The following is a 24,167-nucleotide window of genomic DNA, read 5'->3' on the forward strand; positions in this document are numbered from 1 at the left end:
CGGCCGTAGGAAAGTGCGTGTTGCGGGAATCGTCATCATGCGGCGCCCGCGATCAGGCGCAGGGCGGGCAATGACAGATTGAGGCTTTCCTTCGATATATTCGTATGCTCCTTCATCAGCGCGTCGACGCGTGCGCCTTCGCCGTTGATGAGCGCGCCGGCAATCGCATGATGCTGCCGGTGCGCGTACATCAACATCGCGAACTGGCGTTCGCGCGCGGAGTCGTCGAATGCGATCGTCGAGGGCGCAACGAACGGGATCTTGTCGTTCAGGCTCAATGCAGCGCTGATGGCCGCGTTCTGTGCGGCATCGATGATGAGAGCATGAAAGCGGCCGTTCATCGCCGCATAGCGCACGTCGTCGCCCTGCTTCAGCGCGCCCGCGTTGAAGATCTCGTCGCCTTCGCGCAGGCAGGCGTTCAGCGCCGCGGCGAGCGCCGCGCTCACGCCTTGTTCCGCGACCGTGCGCGCGGCGAGACCTTCGAGCACACCACGCACGTCGATCGCATTGAGCACGTCGCGTACGCTGAAACGCCGCACCACATAGCCGCGCGCGCCCGAGCGCTCCAGCAGCGCTTCACTGGCGAGCACGCTCAATGCGTAGCGCAGCGGCGTGCGCGACACGCCAAGCCATTGCGAGAGCTGCGCTTCGACAAGCCGCTGGCCGGGCGCCAGCTCGCCCGACAGGATCTTTTCGCGCAGCGTCTGGACGATCGCTTGCTGTGTTGTCTCGTTCATGTGTTTCGACTCATCGGCTGGTCAGTATAACGGCGCTCGCGAGCGCGTCACAACGCTTCTGCAGCGCATTGCGACTTGATTCGCTTGCCATCTGTTCTGTTTATCGGCATGTACGTCTGCCGATGCGCAAACGGATGTGCGAGGCCGCTCGCCGGGATACCAAAAGGCTTGTCTGGCGCGGAACTGAGCCGCATCGAAGCCGCCTGTGTACTGCCCGAACGCCTTTCTTACTGAGTCTGACAAGGATTTCATGTGGTTTACCCGCACTACCGGGAACCTGGCCTGCATCGATATCTTTGTATCCCAAGATAGCCGCAAGTCCAGCAAGCAGCAAAGACTGCGGTCAATCCGATTGGCGCGTGAACGTCGCGCATCGTGAAGTGACGGAAGAGAACGAAATGGCAAGTGAGATCGGCAGGTTGCACATCCTTCAGCGAACACAGCCGCTGACTCTTTCGTAGTCGCTTTTCTCCTTCGATACAACAAGACCCAGGGTTCGTCAGAAGCCCAGGGCGGGGATTCTTTTTTCCGGAGACATCTATGAAACCTGCAGAATCAGTCGACATCAAGGCGTTTATCGACGCACGCAAGATGTCGGCGTACCAGTGGCTCGTGCTCGTGCTGTGCTTCTGGATCGTCACCATGGACGGGCTCGATACGGCGGTCATGGGATTTGTCGCGCCCGTCATCATGCATGACTGGAGCGTGAGCCGCGCGGCCTTCGGCCCCGTGATGAGTGCCGCGATGGTCGGCCTCGCAGTCGGCGCGCTGGTTGCCGGGCCGATGGCGGATCGGGTCGGGCGCAAGAAGATATTGATCGGTTCGGTGTTCTGCTTCGGCTTCTTCAGCCTGCTGTGCGCATTCGCCGAGACGCCCACCGCGCTCGTCATCCTGCGCTTTCTCACGGGCCTCGGGCTCGGCGCAGCGATGCCGAACTCGACGACGCTGCTGTCCGAATACGTGCCGTCGCGCAGCCGTTCGCTGCTGCTCACGATCATGTTTACAGGCTTCAATTTCGGCTCGGGCGCGGGCGGCTTCATCGCCGCGTGGCTGATTCCGCACTTCGGCTGGCGTGCCGTGTTCATGTTCGGCGGCATCCTGCCCATCGTCAGCGTGCCGTTGCTGTTGTGGCTGCTGCCCGAGTCCGCACGTCTGATGCTGGTGCGCAAGGCCGTTACGGAGCGGATCGCAAGCACGCTGGGACGCGTATGCGGCCACCGTTTCGACGAAGACGTGCGCTTCACGGCACCTGAGCCTGTCGTCGCAGCGAAAGCGCCCGTGCGCATGCTGTTCGCCGACGGCTACGCGATGAGCACGCTGATGCTGTGGGTCACGTACTTCATGGGCCTGCTGATCATCTATCTGCTGACGGGCTGGCTGCCGACGCTGATCAAGGATGCTGGCCTTCCTGTCGAACGCGCGGCCGCTATCACCGGCATGTTCCAGCTTGGCGGCACGGTTGGCGCAGTCGCCGTCGGCTTCGCGATGGACCGGATGGACCGCAATGCGGTGATCGGCATGTCGTATCTGCTTGGCGGCGTGTTCATCTTCGCGCTCGGCATGGGCACGCTGCAGTCCGGCATGTTGCCCGTTCTCGTTGCGTGTGCCGGCTTCTTCATGAGCGGCGCGCAGACGGGCCTCAATGCGCTCGCGCCGTCCTGCTACCCGACTCGTGCCCGTGCAACGGGTGTCAGCTGGATGCTCGGCTTCGGCCGGCTTGGCGGGATTCTCGGTTCGCTCGTGGGCGGTGCGTTGCTCTCGCTGGGTTTCAGCTTCTCGACGGTGTTCTCGGTGCTCGCGGTACCTGCGGTGATCGCCGCCATTGCGATCGTGATGAACCGCGTTGCGTCGCGCCTCATTACGAGCCCGGTCGCCGATGTTTGAGCCTGTCAGATGAAATAAGCCGATGGCAGCGCCATCGGCTCACGCAGCACCCAACGTTTTAACCGACATGAGGAGACAGGAGATGGGTGGCAACTTCAGCATGAGCGGCAAGGAACTCGGCGGCGATCTCGCGCCGGGCGCAGCGGGTTGGTCGAGCATGTCGGCGATGTTCCGCGCAGGCGTTGCGGGCGGATTGCTCGGCGCGGTGATCATCTGGATCTACGAGGCGGTCGTGTGGGTGGGCATCCAGCATCTGATGCCGCTTGCAGGCATTCCGCGCAATGCAACGGGGCTGGTGTTCGGCAAGGCGGTGCAGGAATCGATTGGCGTGTGGGCGTATATCGTCGGCACGGGCATTCACTTTGTCTTCGCGATTGCGTGGGGCGTGCTGTTCGCCATGGTCTGGCCGTACTTTCGGCGCCGCGGTTACGAAGCCACTTTCGTCGCGCTCTTTTACGCGGTGCTCGCATGGATCGCCATGCATGTCGCGATCATCATCGCGTCGGATAACCACCCGGATTACACGAATCCGAATGTCGTGATTGGCGGCTTCATGTCTCACTTCTTCTTTACCGTGCCACTCGCTTTGACGGTAAAGCGGAAATTGAGCGAATACAGAAAATAAACGACGCAGTTCAAAGAATTCAAACAGTAGCAACAACCAGCAAGGATGGAGGTCAGAAGAATGAAGAGGAGTACCAGCAGCGTAAAGGCAGTTGTCATCGGGGCGGCATTCGTCGGCAGTGTGCCGGCCTTTGCGCAAAGCAGCGTGACGCTGTACGGCATTGTCGATAACGGGCTTGCCTATCAGAGCAGTTCGACTTCGCTTGGCTCGACGAGCAACGGCCACTCCGTCGTCAAGATGACGCCGGGCGTGTGGGCTGGCAGCCGCTTCGGCCTGAAAGGCGGAGAAGATCTCGGCGGCGGTACCAAGGCGATCTTCCAGCTGGAATCGGGGCTCAACTCGTCGACGGGCGCGGCGCAGTATACGAATGCGCTGTTCGGCCGTCTCGCCTATGTCGGCGTGACGAATCCGACGTACGGTACTTTCACGGCAGGCCGCCAGTACGCTTCGTATTACCAGCTGCTGTCGCCGTATAGCCCGACCACCTGGATCACCGGCTTCTACGGCGCGCACCCTGGCGATATCGACGGACTCGACACGATCTACCGCGCGAACAATACGCTCGAATACACGTCGCCGAAGCTGTACGGCTTGACGGTGAGCGGCTCGTATTCGCTCGGCGGCGTGGCGGGCAGCGTGAACCAGGGCTCGACTTGGGCGACCGCGATCCAGTACGCGCTCGGCCCGATCGGTCTCGCGGTCGGCTTCTCGCGCATCAACAACTCGACCTCCGGCGGCGGCGCGTGGGGCGCGGATTCGACCACGACGAACGGCGGCTCGCAGATCGGCGTGTCCGCGCTGACGAACGGCTATCAGACGGCGCGCGCGCAGCAGCGCTTTGCCGTCGGCGGTGGCTATACGTTCAACAGCGCGTGGGACATCACGGCGACTTACTCGAACGTGCAGTACATTCCAGGCATCAATTCGAAGTTCAGGGATACGGCGATCTTCAATACCGGCGGCGCCGTGCTGCACTGGAAACCGGCTACCGTGTGGGACTTCGCGGCGGGCTACAGCTATACGCGTGCGACCCGTGCGAACGGCATCACGGATAGCGCTTCGTATCAGCAGTTCAACCTCTCGCAGTACTACTCGCTGTCGAAGCGCACGGGCCTCTATGCGCTCGAAGCGTATCAGCATGCGAACGGCAAGACGCTCGGCACGAACGGCGCGGGGCAGATCATCGACGCAACGGCGAGCATCGGCGATGGCTTCAACTCGACGCCGTCGTCAACTGCGAGTCAGTTCGCGTTTGGCCTTGGCGTGATTCACCGCTTCTGATGTGATGTAAAAGGTCGAACGGGCTCGGCCCGTTCGGCTTGTGGTAGCGTAATGGCATCCGTCCGTTACCGATATCTCACGTCATGTCCGCATCCTTCCGCAAAGTCCCCCGCGTTCTCCTCACCAATGACGACGGCATCGACGCCCCCGGCCTCGCTGCGCTCGAAGCCGTAGCCGCTGAGATCGCCGACGAAGTGTGGGTGGTCGCGCCCGAGCACGATCAGAGCGGCACGTCGCATTCGATCAGCCTGCATTCGCCGCTGCGCGTGAGCCGACAGGGCGAGCGACGCTTCGGCGTGATCGGCACGCCTGGCGATTGCGTCGTGATGGCCGCGCGTCATCTGATGCGCGATACGCCGCCTACGCTGGTGCTGTCCGGCATCAATCGCGGCGGCAATCTCGGCGTCGAGACGATGTTCTCCGGCACGGTCGGCGCGGCAATGACGGGTCTGCTGCTCGGGCTGCCTTCCATCGCGTTGAGCCAGGTTTTCAAGGATCGCGAGAAAGTACGCTGGGATACGGCGCGTGCGCTCGCGCCGGGCGTGATCCGCCAGTTGCTCGCGATCGAGCACGATGTACCTGTTTGCCTGAACGTCAATTTCCCCGATGTCGATGCTTCGGCTGCGGGGCCGCTTACGCCAACGAAGCAGGGCGTGGGTCTGGTGGAAGGCATCGATGTGTTGCCGCATGTCGACCCGCGCGGCCTTGAATATCATTGGCTGCGATTCCAGCGCGGCCCGCGCGAGAATGCGCCCGATAGCGAAACGGCGGTGGTCGCGTCGGGGCGCGTGTCGGTGACGCCGCTTTACTTCGATCGCACGGACGAGAACACGTTTGCGAAGCTGTCGGCTTCGCTGGGTGCGGGCGGCAAGGCCTGAAACACGTTCCGCAAGTGACGCGTGTTGAACGCGTGGCGCTGCGCAATGTCTGCGCAACGCCACGCATCACGATCAACCGCGTCGATGCTTCGACAGCGTGATGGTTTCGAACAGCTCGTAGTTCGCGGTCGGCGTCTGATCCGCGCCGGGCGCGTGATAGTAGTTCATCGTGATCGTCGTCTTGCCGCCGTGCGAACCCGGATCGTAGTCGAACACGGCGATGCCATAGCCCGTACCCGTATCGCGCTGCGCGGACCAGATCGCGTCTTCGAGCGCGTCGGCGTTCGCGCGCGTGAACGTGCCCGCCGTAGCGCCGGGAATCGGCCGGTTGGGTTTCGTGAAGATCTTCGCCTGCGGGTTACCGTTGCCCGTATCGACGCCATACACGTCGAGCGGCGCACTCGTGCCGCCGCCCCCGAGAATCAGATGGATCGTGCCGTGGCTCGTGTCGAACGTATTGCCGCTGCTCGCGTGCGCGTGCACAACCGGCTTCGGTTGCAGCGTGTCGACTTTCTCGCCCGTGGTGGCATCGATGCCCGCGTGATGATTGCAGCCGCGCACGGGGTAGCTGCGCTCATAGTCGTGATCGTGCCCGCATAGCACGAGGTCCACGCCATAGCGGTCGAACAGCGGCAGCCACGCTTCACGAATGCCCTTGTCGGAACCGTTGCCCGTCTTCGACGAACTCAGCGCATCCTGATGCATCTGCACGATGATCCAGTCGATGTCGTCATTGTCGGCGGCATGGCGCAGCGTCTTTTCGAGCCATTGCGTCTGCTCGCCGTTGCTGTAACCGCGCACGTAGAACGACGTGCCCGGCGCGATTGCGGGATGGCCCGTGCTCGCAGCAGGCACGAGCGGCGCCGGGCCTGCGACGAACGCGGCTGCGTCCTGATACACGACATCGTCGGCATCGAGCGAGATGAACAGCACGGAGGCCACGCGGAAGCTGTACCAGCGGCCCGGAAAACGCGTGCCGTTGTGCGGCAGCGTGTAGCGCGTCAGATACGAATCGAAGCCTTGCGCGCCGTTGTTGAATTCGATTTCGTGATTGCCTGGACAAGGCATCCACGGACGGTTTGCCGCCGACGTCTGATTGTTGTTGCCGAAGTCGCGCCACACGGCGGGTTGCTGCGTCGGGTTCAGGTTCGCGTAGCAGAGGTCGCCGTTCAGCAGGTGAAAGAGCGGCTGAAAGCGTTCGACGGCCTGTACCGCGAAGCGGCTTTGCGGCGACGACAGCACCCAGCCGGTGTTCGGCGTTGCCAGATCGCCATAGCTCGTGAAGCGGAACGGCGTGCGGCCGCGCGGCGCGGTCCTGAACGATGCGGAGAAGGGCGAGCCGGTGCTGCTGTCGTTATCGGCGGTGACTTCGTATTGGTATGTCGTGTTCGGCTTCAGGCCGTGCAGGCGTGCGTGATAGGTGAAGACGACTTCGCCGTTCAGGCCGTCCGTGTACGTGCGTTGAACGGCGTGCACGGTGTCCTTCCTGTCGCCCGTTGCGCCGAAGCGCACGCGCGGATTGGCAGCTGCGGCCGTCGATGCCCACGACACGACGACTTCATTCGTGGGATCTTCGCCCCACGTCAGATGGACCTGCTCGGGCGTGCCATCGGGCGTCGACGGATCGGCTTTCGCGGCGCCTGCGAAGGTGCCTGCCGCCGTGGCGAAGCTCGACGCGCCCGCGAGCTTCAGAAAGCCGCGGCGCGAGAATGTGGTGGACTGCGTGTTGTCTGGCTCGGTGGTGGTTGTATCGGGGGCGTTCTTGTTCGACATGTCGTTTTTTCTCGCGGTGGAAGGCGGACGACGCACGGGTACGCAGCGGCGCGGGGGCGTCGGCGCTGGGAAGGAACGGGAAGGAAGCGTCATTCCGGGCAACACGATATTCCCAAACGTGTTACCTCGCTGTGACAGCGCAATCACGACGTATCCGCACAGCGGCGAGCCACGAGTGTTGTAAGCGCGCACACTCGACAAGCGAATTGAAGGCAGTCGTTACACTTTTTCCCTGCCGTGCCGTAAAGCAGTGACGGGATTCACGTTTGCTTACATACGCACACATATTCGCGGTGCGATTTGCATAGAGTGTCTCCCGATACACAAAGCTGGGAGGGCTTGATGAAAACAATCAATACTTCGACGACGCGCGTCGTTTTCCGTCGGGTTGCATTGGCTGGGCGTCGCTGATCATGGGCGCCGCATACGAAGATTCATCCGGCGAAGATGTGATCGTCAGCGTGGAAGAGCAGCCGTCGTCGAAGGGCACGTGCGTGACGGTGCAGGCGAACGGCAAGTCGATGTCGGCCGAATACAGCGAACTGACTGGCCAACTGTGCCTGCGACAGAACGGTGTGATGGTGCAGGAATGGTTTCCGCCGCATTCGTGGTTCGCGATCGCATCCGTTGCGGGCGCGAGCCGATGGGGCACGCAGCCGAGCGCGGAGGACTTGCATGCGTTGATCCGGAATGAGTTGATGGGGAGAAGGGCGAGCGGCGTGTGAGAAGCCCAACCACGCCACCCAATAGTAAGATTCCCCGCATATCGCCCGATGCGAAGAGTCCCTCATGACAGTCTCCCGTTTGCGCAATATCCCAGGCATAGGCGTCGACCGGATGGGTGACGCGGCCGACGCCACGAAGAACCGCAATATTCTTCGGCTGGAAAATCTCGATACCGATCTGCGTCCGCCCGCCGAAGCAATTCGCCTCACTCACCAGGCCGTCGACGATGACGACGCGAACAGCTACTTGCCATTCACCGGACAAACGGCATTGCGCCAGGCCGTCGTCGCGCGGATGCAGCAGTCCACGGGCAATCGCTACGACGCCAGCAGCGAATGCATTATTTCCGCAGGCGGGCTGGCAGGCATTCTCAACGTGCTGCTGTCGATCCTCGAACCGGGCGACGAGGTCGTACTGACCGATCCCACTTACGCGGGCCTCATCAATCGCGTGCTGCTGGCGGGTGGCGTGCCGAAGTTCGCGCAACTCAACGCTACCGCCGATGGCTGGCGGCTCGACATCGAATCGCTCGCGAATGCAGTCGGGCCGCGCACGCGCGCGTTCCTCATCATGTCGCCGTCGATGCCGAGCGGTTTCGTCGCGAACGAAGCCGAATGGCACGCTATCGCCGATCATTGCCGCCGCGCGGATGCATGGCTCGTCTACGATGCCGCGATGGAGCGCATCCTGTTCGACGGGCGCAAGCCAATTCATCCCGCGTCGCTGCCGGACATGCGCGAGCGCACCTTCACGGTTGGCTCGGTATCGAAGGAATACCGGATGATCGGCTGGCGTGTGGGCTGGATCGTCGGCCCCGAGCGCATCATGCACGACGTGCGGCTGACGAGCCTGTCGAATGTCGTCTGTCAGGTTGGAATCGGCATGCCGGGCGCGACGGCCGCGTTGACCTGCACCGACGATGGCGTCGCACAGGCGGTCGCCGAATGGCAGGCGCGGCGCGATTTTCTGCTGGGCGCTTTGCATGAATTGCCCTTGGTGCGTCCCGATGGCGGATGGTCGCTGCTGATCGACACGATGCAACTGGGCATTGCGCCGGCCGACGCGTCACGTCTTCTGCTGGAAAAAGGCGAAGTCGCTGCGACGCCAATGAACGGCTGGGGTCCGCAGGCGCAACGGTATCTGCGCTTCGTGTTCGCTAACGAATCCGTTACGCGTCTTGCGGATATCCGCGAGCGCGTGCGCGCCGCGTGGGGTGCGTGACGCTGCAGGCCAGAGTCAGGCTGCGTGCAGCCAGCGCAGCACCTGTTGCCAGTGCGAGTCGTGCATCGCGCCGAACCAGTCTTCGTGATTCGCGTCGGGCAGCACCATCAGACGTGCGCCGGGATGCGCATTCACCAGTCGTTGCGCGTGCCTGATCGGAATCAGCGTGTCCTGCTGCGCACCGATCACGACGAGTGGTCCGTCATAGCGTTCGAGCGCGGCGATGGAATCGAAAGGATCGTGCAGCATCCAGCGAACGGGAAATAGCCAGTACTTTTCACCTGCGACGCTCGCAAGCGTATCCCACGGCGTAATCAGCACGACACCCGCGAGCGCGGCCTCGTTGCCCTTAACGGCCTGCGCCGCCATGCCCGCACCGAGCGATTCGCCGACCAGATACAACGGGCCGCTCCACTGCGAGCGAGCCGCGCTTAAGGCTTCTCGCGAGGCCGCCAACGCCGCGAGCATCGTGCGCGGGCCTTGACGTTGTCCCTGGCCCGGATATTCGACAATCACCACGCGATAACCATCGCGCTCGAACACATCGGCAACAGGCAGCTTGTTTTCCGCCGTTTCCGCGTTGCCGTGAAAAAGCAGAACCGTCCCGCGTGGCGAGCCTGCGGCAGGCGTGACGACATAGCCCGCGTACTGGCCATTGGCGCGCCATTGCTCGACGTCGTACGCGCCGTGATGCCCGGTGGGCAACGCGGCGACGTCGAGCGGCGCGGGCAGCAGCATGGTGTCCTGCATCAGGTAAAGCGCGATCAGCACGGCCAGATAGATGGCCAGCGCGATACCCGCGCAGAACACAAGCAGCGACACACCCGACGCAGCGGGTGAGGAGCGGTCAAGCGTGCGCGTGGCGGTCCTCCGTGAGTGCTTTCAGGCGCGCGTCGCCCGCGTCTTTGGCGGCGGCGCGCGTCGAGTATTGTTCGTCGGAGACGATCGTGCGCTTGACTTCGCGTGCACCGAAATCGACCAGTGCAATCACCCACACAAAGTCGCCCGCCTGTTCGGCCGTTTGCACGAAGGCTCGCACGTCGCCCTTTTCGTCTGCTTTCATCGTAACCTCCTGAGACAAGTTCGCGCGTTGGATGGCGCACATCCCGCGTGGCGGGAGCCCGGCGCGGCCTTGTGCATGCGGCCGGGCGCGATGCGCCTGAAACGATTCTAGGCGATGAACGCGCGTCATACGAATGCGCGCATTGCGCGCACATTATGGCGCGCATCGCCCGGCAATCTGGCTGAGGTATGCTGCTCTTTTTCCGGCAATCGAATGCAAGAGGGGACACATGCGGCGCGTCGTATTCAATCAGAAGGGTGGTGTCGGCAAATCGACCATCGTATGCAATCTCGCGGCCATCAGCGCCAGCGAAGGGCTCCGTACGCTCGTCATCGATCTGGATGCGCAAGGCAATTCGAGCCAGTATCTGCTCGGCGCGCGGGCAAACGAAGTCAATCCCACGGTGGCGAGCTTCTTCGAAACGGCACTGACGTTCAGCTTCAAGCCGATCGATGTGACGTCGTTCATTCATCCGACGCCGTTCGAGAACCTCGACATCATGCCCGCGCACGCGGATCTCGATACGCTGCACGGCAAGCTCGAATCGCGCTACAAGATTTACAAGCTGCGCGATGCGCTGAACGAACTGGACATGTACGACGCGATTTATATCGACACGCCGCCCGCGCTGAATTTCTACACGCGCTCGGCGCTGATCGCCGTCGAGCGCTGCCTGATTCCGTTCGACTGCGACGACTTCTCGCGTCGCGCGCTTTATACGCTGCTCGATAACGTGAAGGAAATCCAGCAGGATCACAACGATGCACTGCATGTCGAAGGCATCGTGATCAACCAGTTCCAGCCTCGCGCGAGCTTGCCGCAGCAACTGGTCGACGAACTGGTGAGCGAAGGGTTGCCCGTGCTGGGTTCGAGGCTGTCGTCGTCGGTCAAGATTCGCGAGTCGCACCAGCATGCGACGCCCGTGATCCATCTCGATCCGCGGCACAAGCTGTCGCAGGAATATCTGGCGCTGCATCGCGAACTGGCGGGCTAGCGCGGAAACAGCGGGGACAATCCTTACAAAATTCCAGAATCAACACACCAGAGTCGACGTATCGATTCGAACGGTCGTGCACATAAAATCGCCTCCAGACCAACACAACAAAGGAGGAGATGATGAGGCTATACCGGGCCATCGCCGTAGCGGCCGCGCTTCTGATGGGTACGGCCGCGCACGCGCAGAGCGCGGGCAGTTTTGTTGCGAACGTCGGCTGGTTTCACCTTGCGCCGCAGTCGTCGAGCCAACCCTTCAGCATTAATGCGCTGGGTGCGACGTCGACAGCGAGCGGGTCGGGCGCGAGCGTCGACGGGTCCGATACGGTCGGCTTGACGGCGACGTACTTCGTCACCGATCACATCGCTGTGGAAGGCGTATTCGGCATCCCGCCGAAGTTCACGCTCAACGGCACGGGCACGCTTGCGGGACTCGGCGAACTGGGCAAGGCGTACGAATGGAGCCCGACGCTATTGCTGAAATACTATTTCAACGATGCGCAAAGCCATTTCCGCCCGTATCTCGGCGCGGGCGCTGCCTATGTCTGGTATAGCGGTGTGAAGCTCAGTTCGTCGATGTCGAGCGGTGCGTTTCTCTATTCTTCGACTTACGGAAGCGCGCTCGAAGGTCCGACATCGGCCAAGCTGAGCAATTCGTTTGCACCTGTCATCAATGCCGGTTTTACGTATAACTTCGACAAGCATTGGTCGGCGGGGGTGTCGCTGTCGTACATGTGGCTGTCGACACGCGCGACGCTGACGACGCATTCGAGCGTCGGCACAGTGACAAGCACGTCGAAACTGCACGTGGATCCTATCGTTTCATTTGTGTCTGTTGGGTATCGCTTCTGACGAAAGTCAGAGATTCATTCTTCAAAAAAGGCAACCAGGGGCCCGTCGAAAGACGGGCCTTTGGCTTTTGGAGGGAGATAAGCACGAGTGTCAGTACGCTTCGACAATCGCGTTATCCAGGCCGAATGTTTTCAACAGACTTAGCGCGCGCTCGGAGGCGACGAGCCGCGAGTCATCGGCAAGGCCCAGATCATTGCGCCCGGCCTTGCCGGTCACGGATAACCACAGGAATTCCGGCAATACCCGCTCCGGGTAGATTTCTTTGAACGAGTCGCTCATCGTGACTTCAACTTCGCTGCATTCGAATCCACTCATACCGGCTTCATTCAGTGCATCGGCAGCTTCGCGCGTGATGATCAACGCGGGAAAGCTCTCCAGTAGCGCATCGCCTAGCCAGTTGATGATTCTATAATGCAGCTTGATGACGGTTGGCGGATGGACAGTTGAATCCACAACGGAATCCTGTCCAAGGCCGCCAGCGACTTCGGGTTCGACATAGTAAAACGCCATATCGCATCGAGATCGGAGTGATCGCTAATTTGGGTCACATTCCGGTTATAGCATAATGGCGATAAGAAATATTTTCTCGATGCGAAAGGCAATGTAATACCCCGTGCCATTAAGGAAATATTACGCGCTGCGCATAAAACGATCGACTGAATTACCGGGTCGGCTAATCGGCGAGCGTATTCGTCATGCAAGATGCGCAGCGAATCCCGCTTTGCCGGGTGCGATCTCGTCGCGCAACGTGAGTGCGGGGATATCGTATGCGCCTGCATTTTGCGGACGAAATGGTATGGGCTGTGTCGTCCACAGCGTGTCCAGACGTTGACCGAGCTTCTCGCATGTGGATGCGTAACGAGCGTCATCCATCTTTCCCGTTTGATACGTCACGAACGGCGGCAGCACGTCAAAGCCGGGATAGTAGAGAATCCCATGATGAATCGGGAATAGCAGATCGTCGATCGGACCGTTGATGCCGCGCGCTGCGTAGTGCGATTCCCAGCCTCCCGTTGTGACAATCAGCATGGCGCGCTTACCGGCAAGCGTTCCTTCGCCATAGCGGTCGCCCCAGCGCACGTCGGAGTGCTCGCCCACGCCGTAGGCGAAACCATACGCATAGACGCGCTCGACCCAGCCCTTCAGGATGGCCGGCATCGAGAACCACCAGAGCGGGAATTGCAGAATCACAGCGTCTGCCCATAGCAGTTTCTGTTGCTCCAGCGCAATGTCCTCCCGCTGCAAGCCGTTCTCAAACGCATGCTTTGAATCGAGGCTTGGATCGAAGCGGTCGCGAGTAGGCGCACTCGCGCTGTCATTCGAATCAAGCGATGCTTTCCAGTTCATTGCATACAGGTCGGACACCTGTACGTGATGACCCGCAGCTTCCAGACGCGCAACCGAAAAATCCTTTAACGCGCCATTCAGCGAGCGCGGTTCGGGATGCGCATACACAAAGAGTACATTCATCATTCGATCTCCGTGATTGATGATGAGCAGCGTAGGCGGCCGTCGGGTATATTGGAAATGAATTTCTGACATGTCCGGTATTACGATGATTAATCTCAGACAGCTAGACCTCAATCTGCTGGTCACGCTCGATGCACTGTTGTCGGAACATAACGTGACGCGCGCAGCGGAGCGTTTAAATTTCTCGCAGCCTTCAGTGAGCGTGCATCTCGCGAAGCTGCGCGAGATCTTTGGCGATCCGCTGCTGCTACCTGGGCCACGTGGCATGCGGCCTACCGCGCGAGCCGATGAGCTGCGAGAGCCGCTGCGTGAAGCGCTCGATGTGCTTGAGAGCGTCATATCACCTGCCAGGGCATTCGATCCATCCAAAGCGACGCACACCTGGCGGCTGGCGGCGAGTGATTACAGCGAGTCGACGGTACTGCTGCCCGCATTGAATGCGTTGCGCACGGCGGCGCCGGGCACGCGGCTTTCCGTTGTTGAAATGATGCCGACGCGCATCGTGAAGCAGGCGGAGCAAGGGGACATCGATCTAGCGTTCCATACCAGCGACGAGTCTCCTCTCGGTTTGCACCGCCGGGTGCTTTTCAGGGAGCGTTATGTACTGGCTGGCCGCGCTGGTCATCCGCGGTTGAAGCGCCGGCCGACGCTGGCGCAATTCTGCGCACTGGAGCATGTCATTGTCTCTCCGGATGGTGGCGGTTTTCGCGGCGTCACGGATGAAGTACTCGCACAGTTGGGACTTACGCGGCGTGTAGTACTCTCTGTGCCACACTTTCTGGTCATGATCTCCGTGCTTGCGAATACGGATCTCGTCGCAATGGTTCCCGAACGGCTGGTTCTCAGCACGAGCGCGTTGAAGATTGTCAGGCCGCCAGTCGATGTGCCCGGCTATGAAATGGGCATGCTATGGCATGAGCGATGTCATCGGGACCCAGCGCACCGCTGGTTGCGCGAACACATTGCGCAGGCGCTGGCTAAACAGAGTGCCGTCTGAAAAGTGGAGAGCCCATGAAGAAGCGAGAGTCCAGCCACGACACGATCCCAGCGGATCCGAATGTCCCGCACATCTTCACTTTTGCTGCGAACGGAGACGGTTTTTTGCTGGACGGCGAGCCATTTCAGATCCGCAGCGGCGAATTGCATCCTGCGCGCATTCCCGTGGAGTACTGGCAGCATCGGATTCAGATGGCGAAGGCAATGGGGATGAACACCATCGCGATCTACGTGATGTGGAATTATCACGAGCCGAGCGAAGGAGCATTCGACTTTCATACTGACAATCGCGTTATCGAAGCTTTTATCCGGCTTTGTCAGACAGAGTGCATGTGGGTGCTATTCAGGCCCGGTCCCTATGTGTGCGCGGAATGGGATCTCGGCGGCATTCCATCGTGGTTGTTGGCGGATACCGATATTGAGTTGCGCACTGATAGCGCAAATAGTCCGCGCTACATGCACGCCGTCGAGCGCTATATCGACGAACTCGTGCCGCGCATTCGTCCATTGATGGCAGGCAATGGCGGCCCGATTCTGATGATCCAGATCGAAAATGAATTCGGCTCGTTCGATAGCAACCCGAGCTATCTGGAAGAGCTCAGGCAACTCTGGATCCGCGGCGGAATTCATGGACCGTTCTACACAGAAGATGGTCTCGTTCAATTGCAGCAGAACAGGTCGTATGTCGAAGGCGGCGCGATTGCGTTAAGCAACGGTAACGCGGCGCAGATCGAAGCCGTGCGCAAGGTGTTTCCGTCCGTACCTGCTTTGGCGGGCGAGGTCTATCCCGGCTGGCTCACGCATTGGGGTGACAGCACGTATCAAGGGACTACCGTCGATCTTTCCGCCACGCTCGATGAGTTGATGCGAAAGAACCTGTCATTCAATCTCTACGTAATTCACGGCGGAACGAGTTTCGGGTTTTATGCGGGTGCGAATGTCGATGTCGACTCTGGCGAATACCAGCCCGATATCACCAGCTACGATTATGCCGCGCCAATCAGCGAGCAGGGCGTGGCGACATCGCGGTATATGCAGTATCGCGGCATTATCGCCAGATACTTGTCTACGCCTTTACCTGAAGTGCCTGCGCCTGTTCCGGTGCTGGACGTGAAGAGCATTGGTCCGTTAGTGCCGCAACGGTACGCGTCTCTCTGGGACAATCTTCCTGCTGCACTCCCAGCTTCTCGAACACGGCATCCGCAGCCATTCGAAATGTACGGGCAGGCGTTCGGCTTTGTGCTTTATCGGAAGGTGCTTGAGCGTTACGAAGGCGGCGCGCTGGATATAGGTGATGTTCACGACTACGCGCCCGTTTTTGTCGATGGACAGTACGTTGGCGGCGTGTCGCGCGTGCGTCTGCCGGAAAACCGCGCGTTGCCGTGCAATGTCGTGCATCGCGAGCCGCTTGCATTGCCTGGTGCTTCGGCCAAACAAGATGATGCTGCATTGCTGGAGGTGCTCGTCGAAGGCATGGGGCGAGTGAATTATGGGCATTCCATGATCGATCGCAAAGGCATTGGCGACCCGGTGATCTTGCGTGATCTGTCGGGTGCAGAGCAGGTCTTGACTGATTGGGAAGTCGTGCTGTTGCCAATGGATGCATCGTTCGTCGGCAACTTGCGTCCGGTCTGTTCCAATCCTGAAAGGGCTGGGATTTTCTTTACCGCAACGCTTTCAATCGATGCAGCCGCAGACGTCTATCTCGACATGTCCGAATGGACCAAAGGCTTCGTCTGGGTGAACGGACGTAATCTTGGGCGCTACTGGAACATCGGTCCGCAGAGACGGCTCTATTGCCCGGCGCCGTGGCTGAGACCTGGCGACAATACGGTCCTGATCTTCGATCTGCACCAAACCGAAGTAAAGACTGTCATTCTGGCAACGACTCTTTCATAGAACGAGATCAGGCGCGGCTCTATGGAGAGAACTCGATCGTCAATACCTGAAAAGGAGCGAGACGAATCGTTTGGGGACGATCAGAGTCCCACACGGCCGGCACGCTTGCATTGTTTTCTACGAACGGAAGACTCGCGAAGAATTGGCCCGCAATTGACACGGGCAGTTCGAGATGTGCTCTCAAATCGAGCACGAATTCTTCCGTGCGATCTCCCGGATTACGCAGCGTGACGATCGCCTTCGTCGGTGCCCACGCAGCCCATCCATAGATTTCTAGCTTGTCCGGCGCACCGCCGATCCAGTGGCAATCGCGCAGTACATCGGAATGCTCGCGCGCCCAGCGGGCAGCTTGTGCGAGTACGTCCCAATCGCGCTCCTGCAGCACAGAAGGCGTGACATACAGTTCCTGCAATTGCGTTCCGCTGCCGAAGTATGACTGCACTTCATGAGAAAACGCGTGCTCGGGATCGCTATTGAGCCGCTTATTTTCCTGAGCGTAAATGATGCCGTGAAGCATCAGTGAATTGAGCGGAAAAAGCGGACTTCGACATACGGCATTGCGGTACGTCTGCGCATCGCGATAAGTGATCCATTGCTCACGATCGCTGCCTACGCCCGCAAAACCGTAATCCGCACCGTCGCGCCAGATCGAATCGACATAGCGGAGCCAGAACGGCGACGCTTGCGTGCCCGTCGACAGATTCACGAACACGTCGCGTTTTGCCTCTCGCATCGCTTCGATGAGTGAGACGGCTGCATCCCAATCGCTGTTGAAGCGGCTGCCGGGCACGACCGTGTTTGCGTTTCCCGTGCCGTCGAGTTTGAAGTGATTGACGCCGTGTCGCGTGAGCAGGTCCAGCGCGACTTCATGAAAGCGCCGATAGTACCTCGGCCCCGAGAGCGCGAAGCCGTCGCCGGCCGTTTCGTATCCTGCCGCGCGGCCACGTGTCACGCGCTCCGTGCGGGGTGGACCGTAGCCACCCCATGGCGACAACCAGACGCCGGGCGCCGCGCCATAGCGCGCGGCTGCATGCTTCAATGGAAGGAAACCATCGGGGAAGGCGTCGCTGAACGACCAGTGGCCGCTATAGTCGTCCCAGCCGTCGTCGAACAGGAACGAGTCGAGCTGCACGCCGCGTTTGTCATGCAGTTCGCGGCCGATTGCGTGAATGCGTTCGACGGCCTGATCCTGCGTGTACTTCGTCAGGAAGCCGATGTCGTACCACGAGTTGTAATGCAGAAGCGGACTGTAGGGTCGTGCCCGCTCAAGCTCGATATAGGCAGCGAAGTCGCGGCGCAACTGGCCTTCGCGGAACACACCGGCAACGGCTGAATACGCAAGCGTTTTGCCTTTTTCCAGCGGCAATGCACGACTCGTGCTAAAGGATGCAATGCCATCGCGCACTTCGCTTTCCGACATCGGAAGCTCGAAGCCGAGATAGATATTGCCGTCGACAACCGGCACCGCCGCGAGATCGCCCGCTTTGCGCGCATTGGGCGCGTGTATCGACAGCAGCGAAACGGATGCAACAGGTTCGTCCTGCAGCAGCGCGGTAATCGACAGATGCTGGCGCAGGTAAAGCGAATCCTCGCGCTGTTCGACACTCCATTCCACCCGCAGACGGCGCTCGCTGTCGCTGAGTGTCGCTGTCACGCGGCGGCCGGCGACACGTTCCGCTTGCCGCAGCGCATTCGCCACGGCGGGCAGTACTTCTTCGCGCCATGGCGAATCGAGCCGTAACCCGCTTGCATCGAGCGTGCGTCCGTCAGCGAAGCGGATCACGAACGGCTCGCTGACGCTCAGGCTGCGCATGTGCACGCGGTCGGTCACGCAAACGCCGCATATCGCATGGTCGGCAATGCTCCAACTCATTGCGATGGCGGCATTGCCGAACGCGTAGCGGTCGCCGTGCACCTGGTATTCAGGCGCGCCAGCATGCGCGAGCGCGGTGGTGTCGGCAGCGTGCATGACGCGCTGCCTGTATTACTTCACGGTCTGAAGCACCTCGAATCCCTCGAACTCAGGGTGTCCGAGATAAAGCGCACGCGCTTCTCCTCCCGCATTTCTATGTGCGGCGCGGAACGCTTCCGACTGCGTCCACGCTTCGAAAGCCGCGCGATTCGCCCAGATCGTATGGCTCGAGTACAGCACGTGGTCCTCGCGTTGCGGGCCCTTCAGCAGATGAAACTCGACAAAACCGGGCACGTCGTTCAGATGCGTATCCCGCGTCGTCCACACTTCCTCGAACGCGCCTTCCGAACCCAGCGCCACCTTGAACCGGTTCATTGCAATGAACATGACTGTCGCTCCCGTATGACTGCGATGTCGCGTGAAATTGCCGATGCTTCGAAAGTCTACCGGCAAAGTATACGTACAGGATCATACGCACAACATCGCAGACGCGTGCAGCGGGGTGCGGCTCGACGCCGCAGAGGTTACCGTCCGCGCGCCCATTGCGCGAAAGCCGCGCACACGACCAGCAGCGAACCGGTGACGAAAAACACCGAATGCATGCCGAACCAGACGGCGATCTGTCCGCCGATCACGGGGCCCACCACCTGTCCGCTGAATTGCGCGGACTGCAGATACCCGAGCATCTGGCCCGTCTTGCTCTCATCGACGGCGTGGCGCGCAAGCTTGGCGATGGCGGGCAGCAGCCCCGCGAGCGACATGCCCATCACTGCGCGCATGGCGGCCAGCTGCCACCATTGATGCACGAACGCCTGCGGAATCATCACGAGGCCCGTCACGACGAGGCAACCGATAATCACATTCCATCCGCCGATGCGGTCCGCGAGCGCGCCCAGACGCGCCGCTGTCAGCATGCTGCCGAACGCGGAGCAGGCCATCACGACGCCCGCAATGCGCGCGAGATGGTCCGGCGCGACGCCGAGGCTGCCGACATAGACGGTGATCACCGGCTCGATCGACATGTTGGCGAGCAGCACCATCATCGCCGTGGCGAGCAGTGCGCCGATCACCGCGTAGTGCGTGCGCGCCGTCTGCGTGGCGGCGGTTCCGCTGGCGGCTTTGCGCTTCGAATCGGTGTCAGGCTGGAAGTCTTCCTTGACGACGACGATGGTCAACAGCGCGGCGACCGCGATCACCGCGCCACCCGCGAAGAACGTGCCGCGTATGCCGATCAGGCCGGGCAGCAGCCCGCCGATCAGCGGCCCGACCAGATTGCCCGCGAGCGCGCCCGTCGACAGCAAGCCGAGCGCCCAGCCGGCGCGTTCGCGCGGCGCCTGCGTGCCGACCATCACCGTCGAGGCCGACGCATAGCCGCCAACGAGGCCCGCGATCAGCCGCAGCCCCACCAGTTCATAGACGTTATGCGCGATGCCGATCAGCGACATCACCACGGCCATGCCGACGGCGGCGCGGATCAACATCGGCTTGCGCCCGTAGCGGTCGGCGAGACGGCCCCACAAGGGTGCGGTGACGGCCGTGCCGAGAAAGGTCGCGCCGAACGCGACGCCCGACCACTGGATCACGTCCGCCTGCGATTCGACGCCGAGCTGCTTCACGTAGAGCGGCAAAAACGGCAGCAGCATGCTCAGGCTGACCAGTGTGGTGAAAGAGCCGAATACGCAGACAAACAGATTGCGCATCCAGTATTGCTGATTGCGCTCTGTGTAGCCGCGCGCGCCGACTTCGGGGGCGCTGCGTAACGAGACAGTGGGCGTGGGCTGGTTCATGCCTTCATTCCTTCAATCAAGTTTTGCAGTGAAGCATTAACGGTTGCCCGGTTCGCCGCGCAGCGCGGTGAACAGGTCGATGGACAGCGCAAGCGCGATTGCCGTTGCGCCGATCGCGAACAACATCTGATAGTTGCCGCCGTTCTGCGAGAACAGGAACGACAGTCCGTACGCAGCGCCGGCCTGAAAGACCGCGAACGCAGTCGTGGCTGTGCTCCACGCGCCTTTCTGTGCGGCGGGGTGATGCGCGAGCAGTTCGTTCACGCGGCCAAGCGCGAGCGCCACGATGCCGGGCACGGCAGCGCCCATCAGCACACTCGAGGCAATCAGCAACACCGGATCCGTGCCGATCAGCGGCAATGCGACGGCGACGATCTGGATCACGAACGCGACACGCAGCGCGGGACCGAAACCCGCGCGGTCGGCGAGATATCCGCTCAGGAGCGGGCCGGCAATCGCGCCGAGACCGAACAGCACCCAATATTGCGCGCCGGTGTCGAGTCCCTTGCCGAGACCGCGCGACACGAAATCGACGAGAAACAGCATGTGTGGCACGAGGCCGATTGCATTGAGGGCGTACTCTGCATAGAGTGCGCGCAACGTCATGCCGCCCGGCTTCTGGTGCTTCGCATGATGCGGATGCGCCGCATGATGATGCGGGTCCTGCTTCGGCCAGCCGTTCCATGCGCCGGCCGTCAACAGCAGCGAAATGGCGCCGAGTCCGAGCCATGTCTGCGTCACGCCTTCACGCAGCAGCAGCGGCACGAGCGTGCCGGACGCGGCGATGCCAAGGCCGATGCCCGCGAAAATCGCGCCGCTTACGAGGCCACGGCGCGACGGCGGCACGTGCGCGAGCACGGTTGGCGCGGCCAGCACCATCAATGCGCCGCCTGCGAGGCCCGACGCGAAGCGCCAGCCGAAGAACCACAGGAATGACAGCGGAAACGCACACGCGATGAACGCAATCGTTGCCAGCAGCATCATCGCGCGCAGTACCTGCGCTACGTTGGCCCGCTTCGCGAGATAGCCGCCAAGCAGCGCGCCCGCCAGATAGCCACCCAGGTTCGCCGCGCCCAGATACGCAGCAGTCGAGGCCGCGAACCAGTGCGCGTCGATGATGGCGGGAAGCAGCGGCGTATACGCGAAACGCGCCAGGCCAATCCCGACGAGACTTGCACTGGCACCCGCCACGGTGCCGCGTGTGATGTTGAAAGCGGGCGGCGATATCCTGACCGCTGCGTCCTGCATGATGACCTCCGTGCTTCTGCCGCTACTGCTTGCTGCGATTCCTCAAGAAGAGCAGTGATGCGCTTAAAATGCTACGGCATCCGAAATAAATAATATGGGCAATACCGTGCGATAAACATGTGCGTTTTCAGGAGCCGACGTTGCTGCCGCCGTCGACGTGCAGAATTTCACCCGTCACGAATGCCGCCGATTCCAGATAGAGCACGGCTTCCGCGATATCCGATACTTCGCCCAGACGCCCGAGCGGATGAAAGCGTGCAAGCGCTTCGTGCCGCTCGCGTGGATGCAACGGCGTCTTGACGACGCCCGGTGCGACGGCATTCACGCGAATGCCCAGCGGCGCGTACTCGATTGCCAGCGAGCGCGTCACCGCGTTCAGGCCGCCTTTCGTGAGAGCAGCCATGGCGGCCGGTAGCCCGGCGCGCGGACGGTCAACGAGACTTGCCGTGATGTTCACAACGTGGCCGCTGCGCTTTTTGCTCATCTCCGTCAGCGCGCGCTGCGTGATGTGAAAGAAGCCGTTCACGTTGGTCGCCATCACGGCGTCGTAGTCTTCGGGCGTGTAGGTATCGAACGGCTTGGCGATGAAAATGCCCGCGTTGTTGACGAGCGTATCGATCCGTCCAAAGCGCGCCAGTGCGACGTCGATCACCTGCTGGGCGGTTTTCACATCGGCGATATCGCCCTGCACGGTGGCGATGTCGGGATCGTCGCTCGGTCTGATCGTGCGCGAGGTCGCGACGACGCGGAAATTGCGGTCGCGATAGCCTTTCACCAGACCCGCGCCAATGCCTTGCGACGCACCCGTGACGATCACTACTTTCTGTTCGGCACCCATTGATTCGCTCCTTTAACCAGTGGGCCGCGCGGGCCCGATGTCGATGGAGCGAATATAGATTCAGTCGGCAGCAGAGAGAATCCACGTAGTGCGGCAGACATTCTTCCGCCGCGCGGTTCAATCACTATTGGTGATGCGCTGAAGCTGCTTGAAATGCCGGCGCAGGCGCGGCGTGGCGAAGTCGACGAAAGCGCGCACTTTCGGCACCGAGAGGCGGCCGTGCGGTGTCAGCAGATGCACGGGCAAGGGCGCGTGCTCGCTGTCGCGCAGGACGATGCGCAGCTGGCCGTCCTTCACCTGCTGGGCGACGTGGTACGAAAACATGCGCGTAACGCCGCGTCCTTCGACGGCGGACGCCACGGCGGCGTCGATGCTGTTGACGATCAGGCGCGGCGAGAAATGGACGACCTGCGCGACGGTCGAGCCTTCGGCGGGTGGAAAGCTCCATGAATCAAGGCCGAAGTGCGTCATCGAAATGATCTGATGTTGCTCGAGATCGGCGGGCTCGCGAATCTGCGGATGCCTGGCCAGATAGCGCGGCGACGCGGCGACGACGCGCCGCACTTCACCAACGGGAATCGCGATCAAAGTCGAATCGGGCAAATGCGCGATGCGCAGCGCGACATCGATCCCTTCGTCGATGAGACTTACCGGGCGGTCGAGCATATGCAGCCGCACTGACACGGCCGGGTAGGCGTCGATGAAGTCGTCGAGGATCGAGCGCAGCATGTCCTGGCCGGCGGCGACGGGCGCCGTGATGTTCAACAGGCCGCGCGGCGCGGAGCGCTCGCCCGCCACCAGCAGGTCAGCTTCTTCCAGATCGGTCAGGATGCGCCGGCACGCGGCCGCGTAACGCTCGCCGGCTTCGCTGAGCTTGATGGTGCGCGTGGTGCGGTGCAGGAGCGGCGAGCCGACGTGTGCTTCGAGAAAGGCAATGGCGCGGCTCACCGCGGCGGGCGAGCGGCCGAGCCGGCGGCTCGCGCCCGCCAGGCTGCCTTCGTCCAGCGTCGCGACGAACACCTTCATTGCGTCGATCCGGTCCATGGTGCATCGCTCAGTGAATCGCCAGCGGGCGACGTTGCCCGGAAGTGTACAGCGGCGCGTCTGTTCGGACCCTTCAAAGGGGCAGCGCGTTTGTCAGTGGCGCGCTGTCATGAGCCAGTGGCGCAGATCGGCAGCATCCTGGAAGTGCGAGTGCGGAGTGGGCGAGCCGAGCAGCACGATCAGCACGGGATGGCCGCGCACCATCGTGACGACGATCAGGCAATGGCCGGCTTCGTTGGTGAAGCCGGTTTTCTGCAGCCCGACTTGCCACGCGGCGCGATACACCAGTGGATCGGTGTTGCGGTACATCAGCGGGCCGTCGCCGCCGAGCACCAGCTTCTGATGCGCAGTCGAGTAGCGCCGGATAACCGGGTAGCGATACGCGGCGCGCACGAGCCGCGTGAGATCGCGTGCACTCGATACGTTGTGCGGCGACAGTCCCGTCGGATCGACAAAATGGCTGTGCGTCATATGCAGGCGCTTTGCCGTGCGGTTCATCGCGCGCACGAAACCGGGACGCCCGCCCGGATAGTCGCGGCTCAAGGCAAATGCCGCGCGGTTTTCCGACGACATCAACGCGATATGCAACAGCGTACCGCGCAACAGCAGCGAATCGACGGGCAGGCGCGAGCGCGACCATTTCAGACGGTCGACGTCGGCATCCGTCACGCGCAGCGGCTTGATCATCGAGTGCTTGGCGTCGAGCACGACCATCGCCGTCAGCAGCTTCGTCAACGATGCGATGGGCCGGCGTTCGTCGGCGTGTTTCGCGTAGAGCGTGCGGCCCGTCGTCATATCGACGACGATGGCGGCACGCGCCTGCACCGACGGTTTGGACGCAGCGCGCTTTGCGTGCGCGATCGCGGGCACGAGGCTCGCGATCAATAACAGCGTGAGGAAGAGATGAAGTTTCAGCACGTCGCGCGATTGGGAACGGAAT

At 61.6% G+C, this 24,167-nt stretch carries 23 protein-coding genes; 10 read left to right on the forward strand and 13 right to left on the reverse strand.

What is annotated here, in order from left to right; genetic code table 11:
- Positions 1–35: 35 nt before the first annotated feature.
- Complete coding sequence (locus G3O01_RS02140; RefSeq protein WP_205802783.1) at positions 36–737, reverse strand: GntR family transcriptional regulator; 702 nt, start codon at positions 735–737, stop codon at positions 36–38.
- A 540-nt stretch (positions 738–1,277) separates the two neighbouring features.
- Between G3O01_RS02140 and G3O01_RS02145 the strand changes: the two genes are divergently transcribed.
- The 4 genes from G3O01_RS02145 (at position 1,278) to surE (ending at position 5,405) form a co-directional block, all read left to right on the forward strand.
- On the forward strand, positions 1,278–2,621 hold the full coding sequence (locus G3O01_RS02145; RefSeq protein ID WP_205802784.1) for an MFS transporter: 1,344 nt from the start codon (positions 1,278–1,280) through the stop codon (positions 2,619–2,621).
- Between the two features lie 82 nt (positions 2,622–2,703).
- A complete protein-coding gene (locus tag G3O01_RS02150) occupies positions 2,704–3,246 on the forward strand; it encodes a hypothetical protein (RefSeq protein ID WP_205802785.1) in 543 nt (180 codons plus the stop codon).
- 60 nt (positions 3,247–3,306) lie between these two features.
- Positions 3,307–4,527 (forward strand): porin, encoded by a 1,221-nt coding sequence (locus G3O01_RS02155; protein ID WP_205802786.1) that lies wholly within the window; start codon positions 3,307–3,309, stop codon positions 4,525–4,527.
- Between the two features lie 83 nt (positions 4,528–4,610).
- Positions 4,611–5,405, forward strand: a complete 795-nt coding sequence (surE, locus tag G3O01_RS02160) for a 5'/3'-nucleotidase SurE (RefSeq protein WP_205802787.1) — start codon at positions 4,611–4,613, stop codon at positions 5,403–5,405.
- A gap of 72 nt (positions 5,406–5,477) precedes the next feature.
- Here surE and G3O01_RS02165 read toward each other — a convergent pair whose 3' ends face one another.
- Positions 5,478–7,178: a metallophosphoesterase family protein gene (locus G3O01_RS02165; protein ID WP_205802788.1), complete on the reverse strand. Its 1,701-nt coding sequence runs from the start codon at positions 7,176–7,178 to the stop codon at positions 5,478–5,480.
- A 413-nt stretch (positions 7,179–7,591) separates the two neighbouring features.
- On the opposite strand from G3O01_RS02165, the gene G3O01_RS02170 reads away from it, so the two are divergent.
- Together G3O01_RS02170 and G3O01_RS02175 are read left to right on the forward strand one after the other, a co-directional pair.
- A complete protein-coding gene (locus G3O01_RS02170) occupies positions 7,592–7,903 on the forward strand; it encodes a hypothetical protein (protein ID WP_205802789.1) in 312 nt (103 codons plus the stop codon).
- A gap of 64 nt (positions 7,904–7,967) precedes the next feature.
- Positions 7,968–9,125, forward strand: coding sequence for a pyridoxal phosphate-dependent aminotransferase (locus G3O01_RS02175; RefSeq protein WP_205802790.1), 1,158 nt, complete (start codon positions 7,968–7,970; stop codon positions 9,123–9,125).
- Positions 9,126–9,140: 15 nt separating this feature from the next.
- Here the strand turns inward: G3O01_RS02175 and G3O01_RS02180 are convergent, their stop codons facing one another.
- Both G3O01_RS02180 and G3O01_RS02185 read right to left on the reverse strand, forming a co-directional pair.
- On the reverse strand, positions 9,141–9,947 hold the full coding sequence (locus G3O01_RS02180; RefSeq protein ID WP_205802791.1) for an alpha/beta fold hydrolase: 807 nt from the start codon (positions 9,945–9,947) through the stop codon (positions 9,141–9,143).
- A gap of 25 nt (positions 9,948–9,972) precedes the next feature.
- Positions 9,973–10,188: a hypothetical protein gene (locus G3O01_RS02185; protein WP_205802792.1), complete on the reverse strand. Its 216-nt coding sequence runs from the start codon at positions 10,186–10,188 to the stop codon at positions 9,973–9,975.
- A gap of 229 nt (positions 10,189–10,417) precedes the next feature.
- Here G3O01_RS02185 and G3O01_RS02190 point away from each other — a divergent pair, with 229 nt between their 5' ends.
- Positions 10,418–11,182 carry a ParA family protein gene (locus tag G3O01_RS02190; protein ID WP_205802793.1) on the forward strand — a complete coding sequence of 255 codons (765 nt, stop codon included), beginning with the start codon at positions 10,418–10,420 and terminating at the stop codon, positions 11,180–11,182.
- Positions 11,183–11,304: 122 nt separating this feature from the next.
- Complete coding sequence (locus G3O01_RS02195) at positions 11,305–12,033, forward strand: OmpW family outer membrane protein (RefSeq protein WP_205803079.1); 729 nt, start codon at positions 11,305–11,307, stop codon at positions 12,031–12,033.
- Between the two features lie 90 nt (positions 12,034–12,123).
- Here the strand turns inward: G3O01_RS02195 and G3O01_RS02200 are convergent, their stop codons facing one another.
- On the reverse strand, positions 12,124–12,543 hold the full coding sequence (locus G3O01_RS02200) for a hypothetical protein (RefSeq protein WP_205802794.1): 420 nt from the start codon (positions 12,541–12,543) through the stop codon (positions 12,124–12,126).
- A gap of 183 nt (positions 12,544–12,726) precedes the next feature.
- The gene (locus G3O01_RS02205; protein ID WP_205803081.1) at positions 12,727–13,503 is read right to left on the reverse strand and encodes an NAD(P)H-dependent oxidoreductase; all 777 of its coding nucleotides are present in this window, start codon (positions 13,501–13,503) and stop codon (positions 12,727–12,729) included.
- Positions 13,504–13,588: 85 nt separating this feature from the next.
- Between G3O01_RS02205 and G3O01_RS02210 the strand changes: the two genes are divergently transcribed.
- Complete coding sequence (locus G3O01_RS02210; RefSeq protein ID WP_205802795.1) at positions 13,589–14,500, forward strand: LysR family transcriptional regulator; 912 nt, start codon at positions 13,589–13,591, stop codon at positions 14,498–14,500.
- 14 nt (positions 14,501–14,514) lie between these two features.
- Complete coding sequence (locus G3O01_RS02215; RefSeq protein ID WP_205802796.1) at positions 14,515–16,398, forward strand: beta-galactosidase; 1,884 nt, start codon at positions 14,515–14,517, stop codon at positions 16,396–16,398.
- A gap of 19 nt (positions 16,399–16,417) precedes the next feature.
- Here the strand turns inward: G3O01_RS02215 and G3O01_RS02220 are convergent, their stop codons facing one another.
- From G3O01_RS02220 to G3O01_RS02250, 7 genes are all read right to left on the reverse strand, one after another.
- The gene (locus G3O01_RS02220) at positions 16,418–18,367 is read right to left on the reverse strand and encodes an enterotoxin (RefSeq protein WP_205802797.1); all 1,950 of its coding nucleotides are present in this window, start codon (positions 18,365–18,367) and stop codon (positions 16,418–16,420) included.
- A 15-nt stretch (positions 18,368–18,382) separates the two neighbouring features.
- Positions 18,383–18,697 (reverse strand): antibiotic biosynthesis monooxygenase, encoded by a 315-nt coding sequence (locus tag G3O01_RS02225; RefSeq protein WP_205802798.1) that lies wholly within the window; start codon positions 18,695–18,697, stop codon positions 18,383–18,385.
- Between the two features lie 137 nt (positions 18,698–18,834).
- Entirely contained in the window at positions 18,835–20,097 is a 1,263-nt protein-coding gene (locus tag G3O01_RS02230) for an MFS transporter (RefSeq protein ID WP_205802799.1), read from the reverse strand.
- Between the two features lie 36 nt (positions 20,098–20,133).
- Positions 20,134–21,345 carry a YbfB/YjiJ family MFS transporter gene (locus tag G3O01_RS02235; RefSeq protein ID WP_205802800.1) on the reverse strand — a complete coding sequence of 404 codons (1,212 nt, stop codon included), beginning with the start codon at positions 21,343–21,345 and terminating at the stop codon, positions 20,134–20,136.
- A 127-nt stretch (positions 21,346–21,472) separates the two neighbouring features.
- A complete protein-coding gene (locus tag G3O01_RS02240) occupies positions 21,473–22,183 on the reverse strand; it encodes an SDR family oxidoreductase (protein WP_205802801.1) in 711 nt (236 codons plus the stop codon).
- A 117-nt stretch (positions 22,184–22,300) separates the two neighbouring features.
- Positions 22,301–23,227: a LysR family transcriptional regulator gene (locus G3O01_RS02245; RefSeq protein WP_205802802.1), complete on the reverse strand. Its 927-nt coding sequence runs from the start codon at positions 23,225–23,227 to the stop codon at positions 22,301–22,303.
- Between the two features lie 93 nt (positions 23,228–23,320).
- The gene (locus tag G3O01_RS02250) at positions 23,321–24,145 is read right to left on the reverse strand and encodes a serine hydrolase (RefSeq protein WP_205802803.1); all 825 of its coding nucleotides are present in this window, start codon (positions 24,143–24,145) and stop codon (positions 23,321–23,323) included.
- Between the last annotated feature and the right edge of the window lie 22 nt (positions 24,146–24,167).

The sequence above is a fragment of the Burkholderia sp. Ac-20365 genome, from assembly GCF_017104715.1.
Taxonomy (GTDB): Bacteria; Pseudomonadota; Gammaproteobacteria; order Burkholderiales; family Burkholderiaceae; genus Paraburkholderia.

Bases quoted from the DNA above. Each gene is read 5' to 3' on its own strand.
- G3O01_RS02165 (WP_205802788.1), bottom strand. From the start codon at position 7,178: ATGTCGAACAAGAACGCCCCCGATACAACCACCACCGAGCCAGACAAC.
- G3O01_RS02150 (WP_205802785.1), top strand. From the start codon at position 2,704: ATGGGTGGCAACTTCAGCATGAGCGGCAAGGAACTCGGCGGCGATCTC.
- G3O01_RS02145 (WP_205802784.1), top strand. From the start codon at position 1,278: ATGAAACCTGCAGAATCAGTCGACATCAAGGCGTTTATCGACGCACGC.
- G3O01_RS02140 (WP_205802783.1), bottom strand. From the start codon at position 737: ATGAACGAGACAACACAGCAAGCGATCGTCCAGACGCTGCGCGAAAAG.
- G3O01_RS02195 (WP_205803079.1), top strand. From the start codon at position 11,305: ATGAGGCTATACCGGGCCATCGCCGTAGCGGCCGCGCTTCTGATGGGT.
- G3O01_RS02220 (WP_205802797.1), bottom strand. From the start codon at position 18,367: ATGCACGCTGCCGACACCACCGCGCTCGCGCATGCTGGCGCGCCTGAA.
- G3O01_RS02170 (WP_205802789.1), top strand. From the start codon at position 7,592: ATGGGCGCCGCATACGAAGATTCATCCGGCGAAGATGTGATCGTCAGC.
- G3O01_RS02215 (WP_205802796.1), top strand. From the start codon at position 14,515: ATGAAGAAGCGAGAGTCCAGCCACGACACGATCCCAGCGGATCCGAAT.
- G3O01_RS02240 (WP_205802801.1), bottom strand. From the start codon at position 22,183: ATGGGTGCCGAACAGAAAGTAGTGATCGTCACGGGTGCGTCGCAAGGC.
- G3O01_RS02210 (WP_205802795.1), top strand. From the start codon at position 13,589: ATGATTAATCTCAGACAGCTAGACCTCAATCTGCTGGTCACGCTCGAT.
- G3O01_RS02245 (WP_205802802.1), bottom strand. From the start codon at position 23,227: ATGGACCGGATCGACGCAATGAAGGTGTTCGTCGCGACGCTGGACGAA.
- surE (WP_205802787.1), top strand. From the start codon at position 4,611: ATGTCCGCATCCTTCCGCAAAGTCCCCCGCGTTCTCCTCACCAATGAC.
- G3O01_RS02235 (WP_205802800.1), bottom strand. From the start codon at position 21,345: ATGCAGGACGCAGCGGTCAGGATATCGCCGCCCGCTTTCAACATCACA.
- G3O01_RS02175 (WP_205802790.1), top strand. From the start codon at position 7,968: ATGACAGTCTCCCGTTTGCGCAATATCCCAGGCATAGGCGTCGACCGG.
- G3O01_RS02230 (WP_205802799.1), bottom strand. From the start codon at position 20,097: ATGAACCAGCCCACGCCCACTGTCTCGTTACGCAGCGCCCCCGAAGTC.
- G3O01_RS02190 (WP_205802793.1), top strand. From the start codon at position 10,418: ATGCGGCGCGTCGTATTCAATCAGAAGGGTGGTGTCGGCAAATCGACC.
- G3O01_RS02225 (WP_205802798.1), bottom strand. From the start codon at position 18,697: ATGTTCATTGCAATGAACCGGTTCAAGGTGGCGCTGGGTTCGGAAGGC.
- G3O01_RS02200 (WP_205802794.1), bottom strand. From the start codon at position 12,543: ATGGCGTTTTACTATGTCGAACCCGAAGTCGCTGGCGGCCTTGGACAG.
- G3O01_RS02155 (WP_205802786.1), top strand. From the start codon at position 3,307: ATGAAGAGGAGTACCAGCAGCGTAAAGGCAGTTGTCATCGGGGCGGCA.
- G3O01_RS02205 (WP_205803081.1), bottom strand. From the start codon at position 13,503: ATGAATGTACTCTTTGTGTATGCGCATCCCGAACCGCGCTCGCTGAAT.
- G3O01_RS02185 (WP_205802792.1), bottom strand. From the start codon at position 10,188: ATGAAAGCAGACGAAAAGGGCGACGTGCGAGCCTTCGTGCAAACGGCC.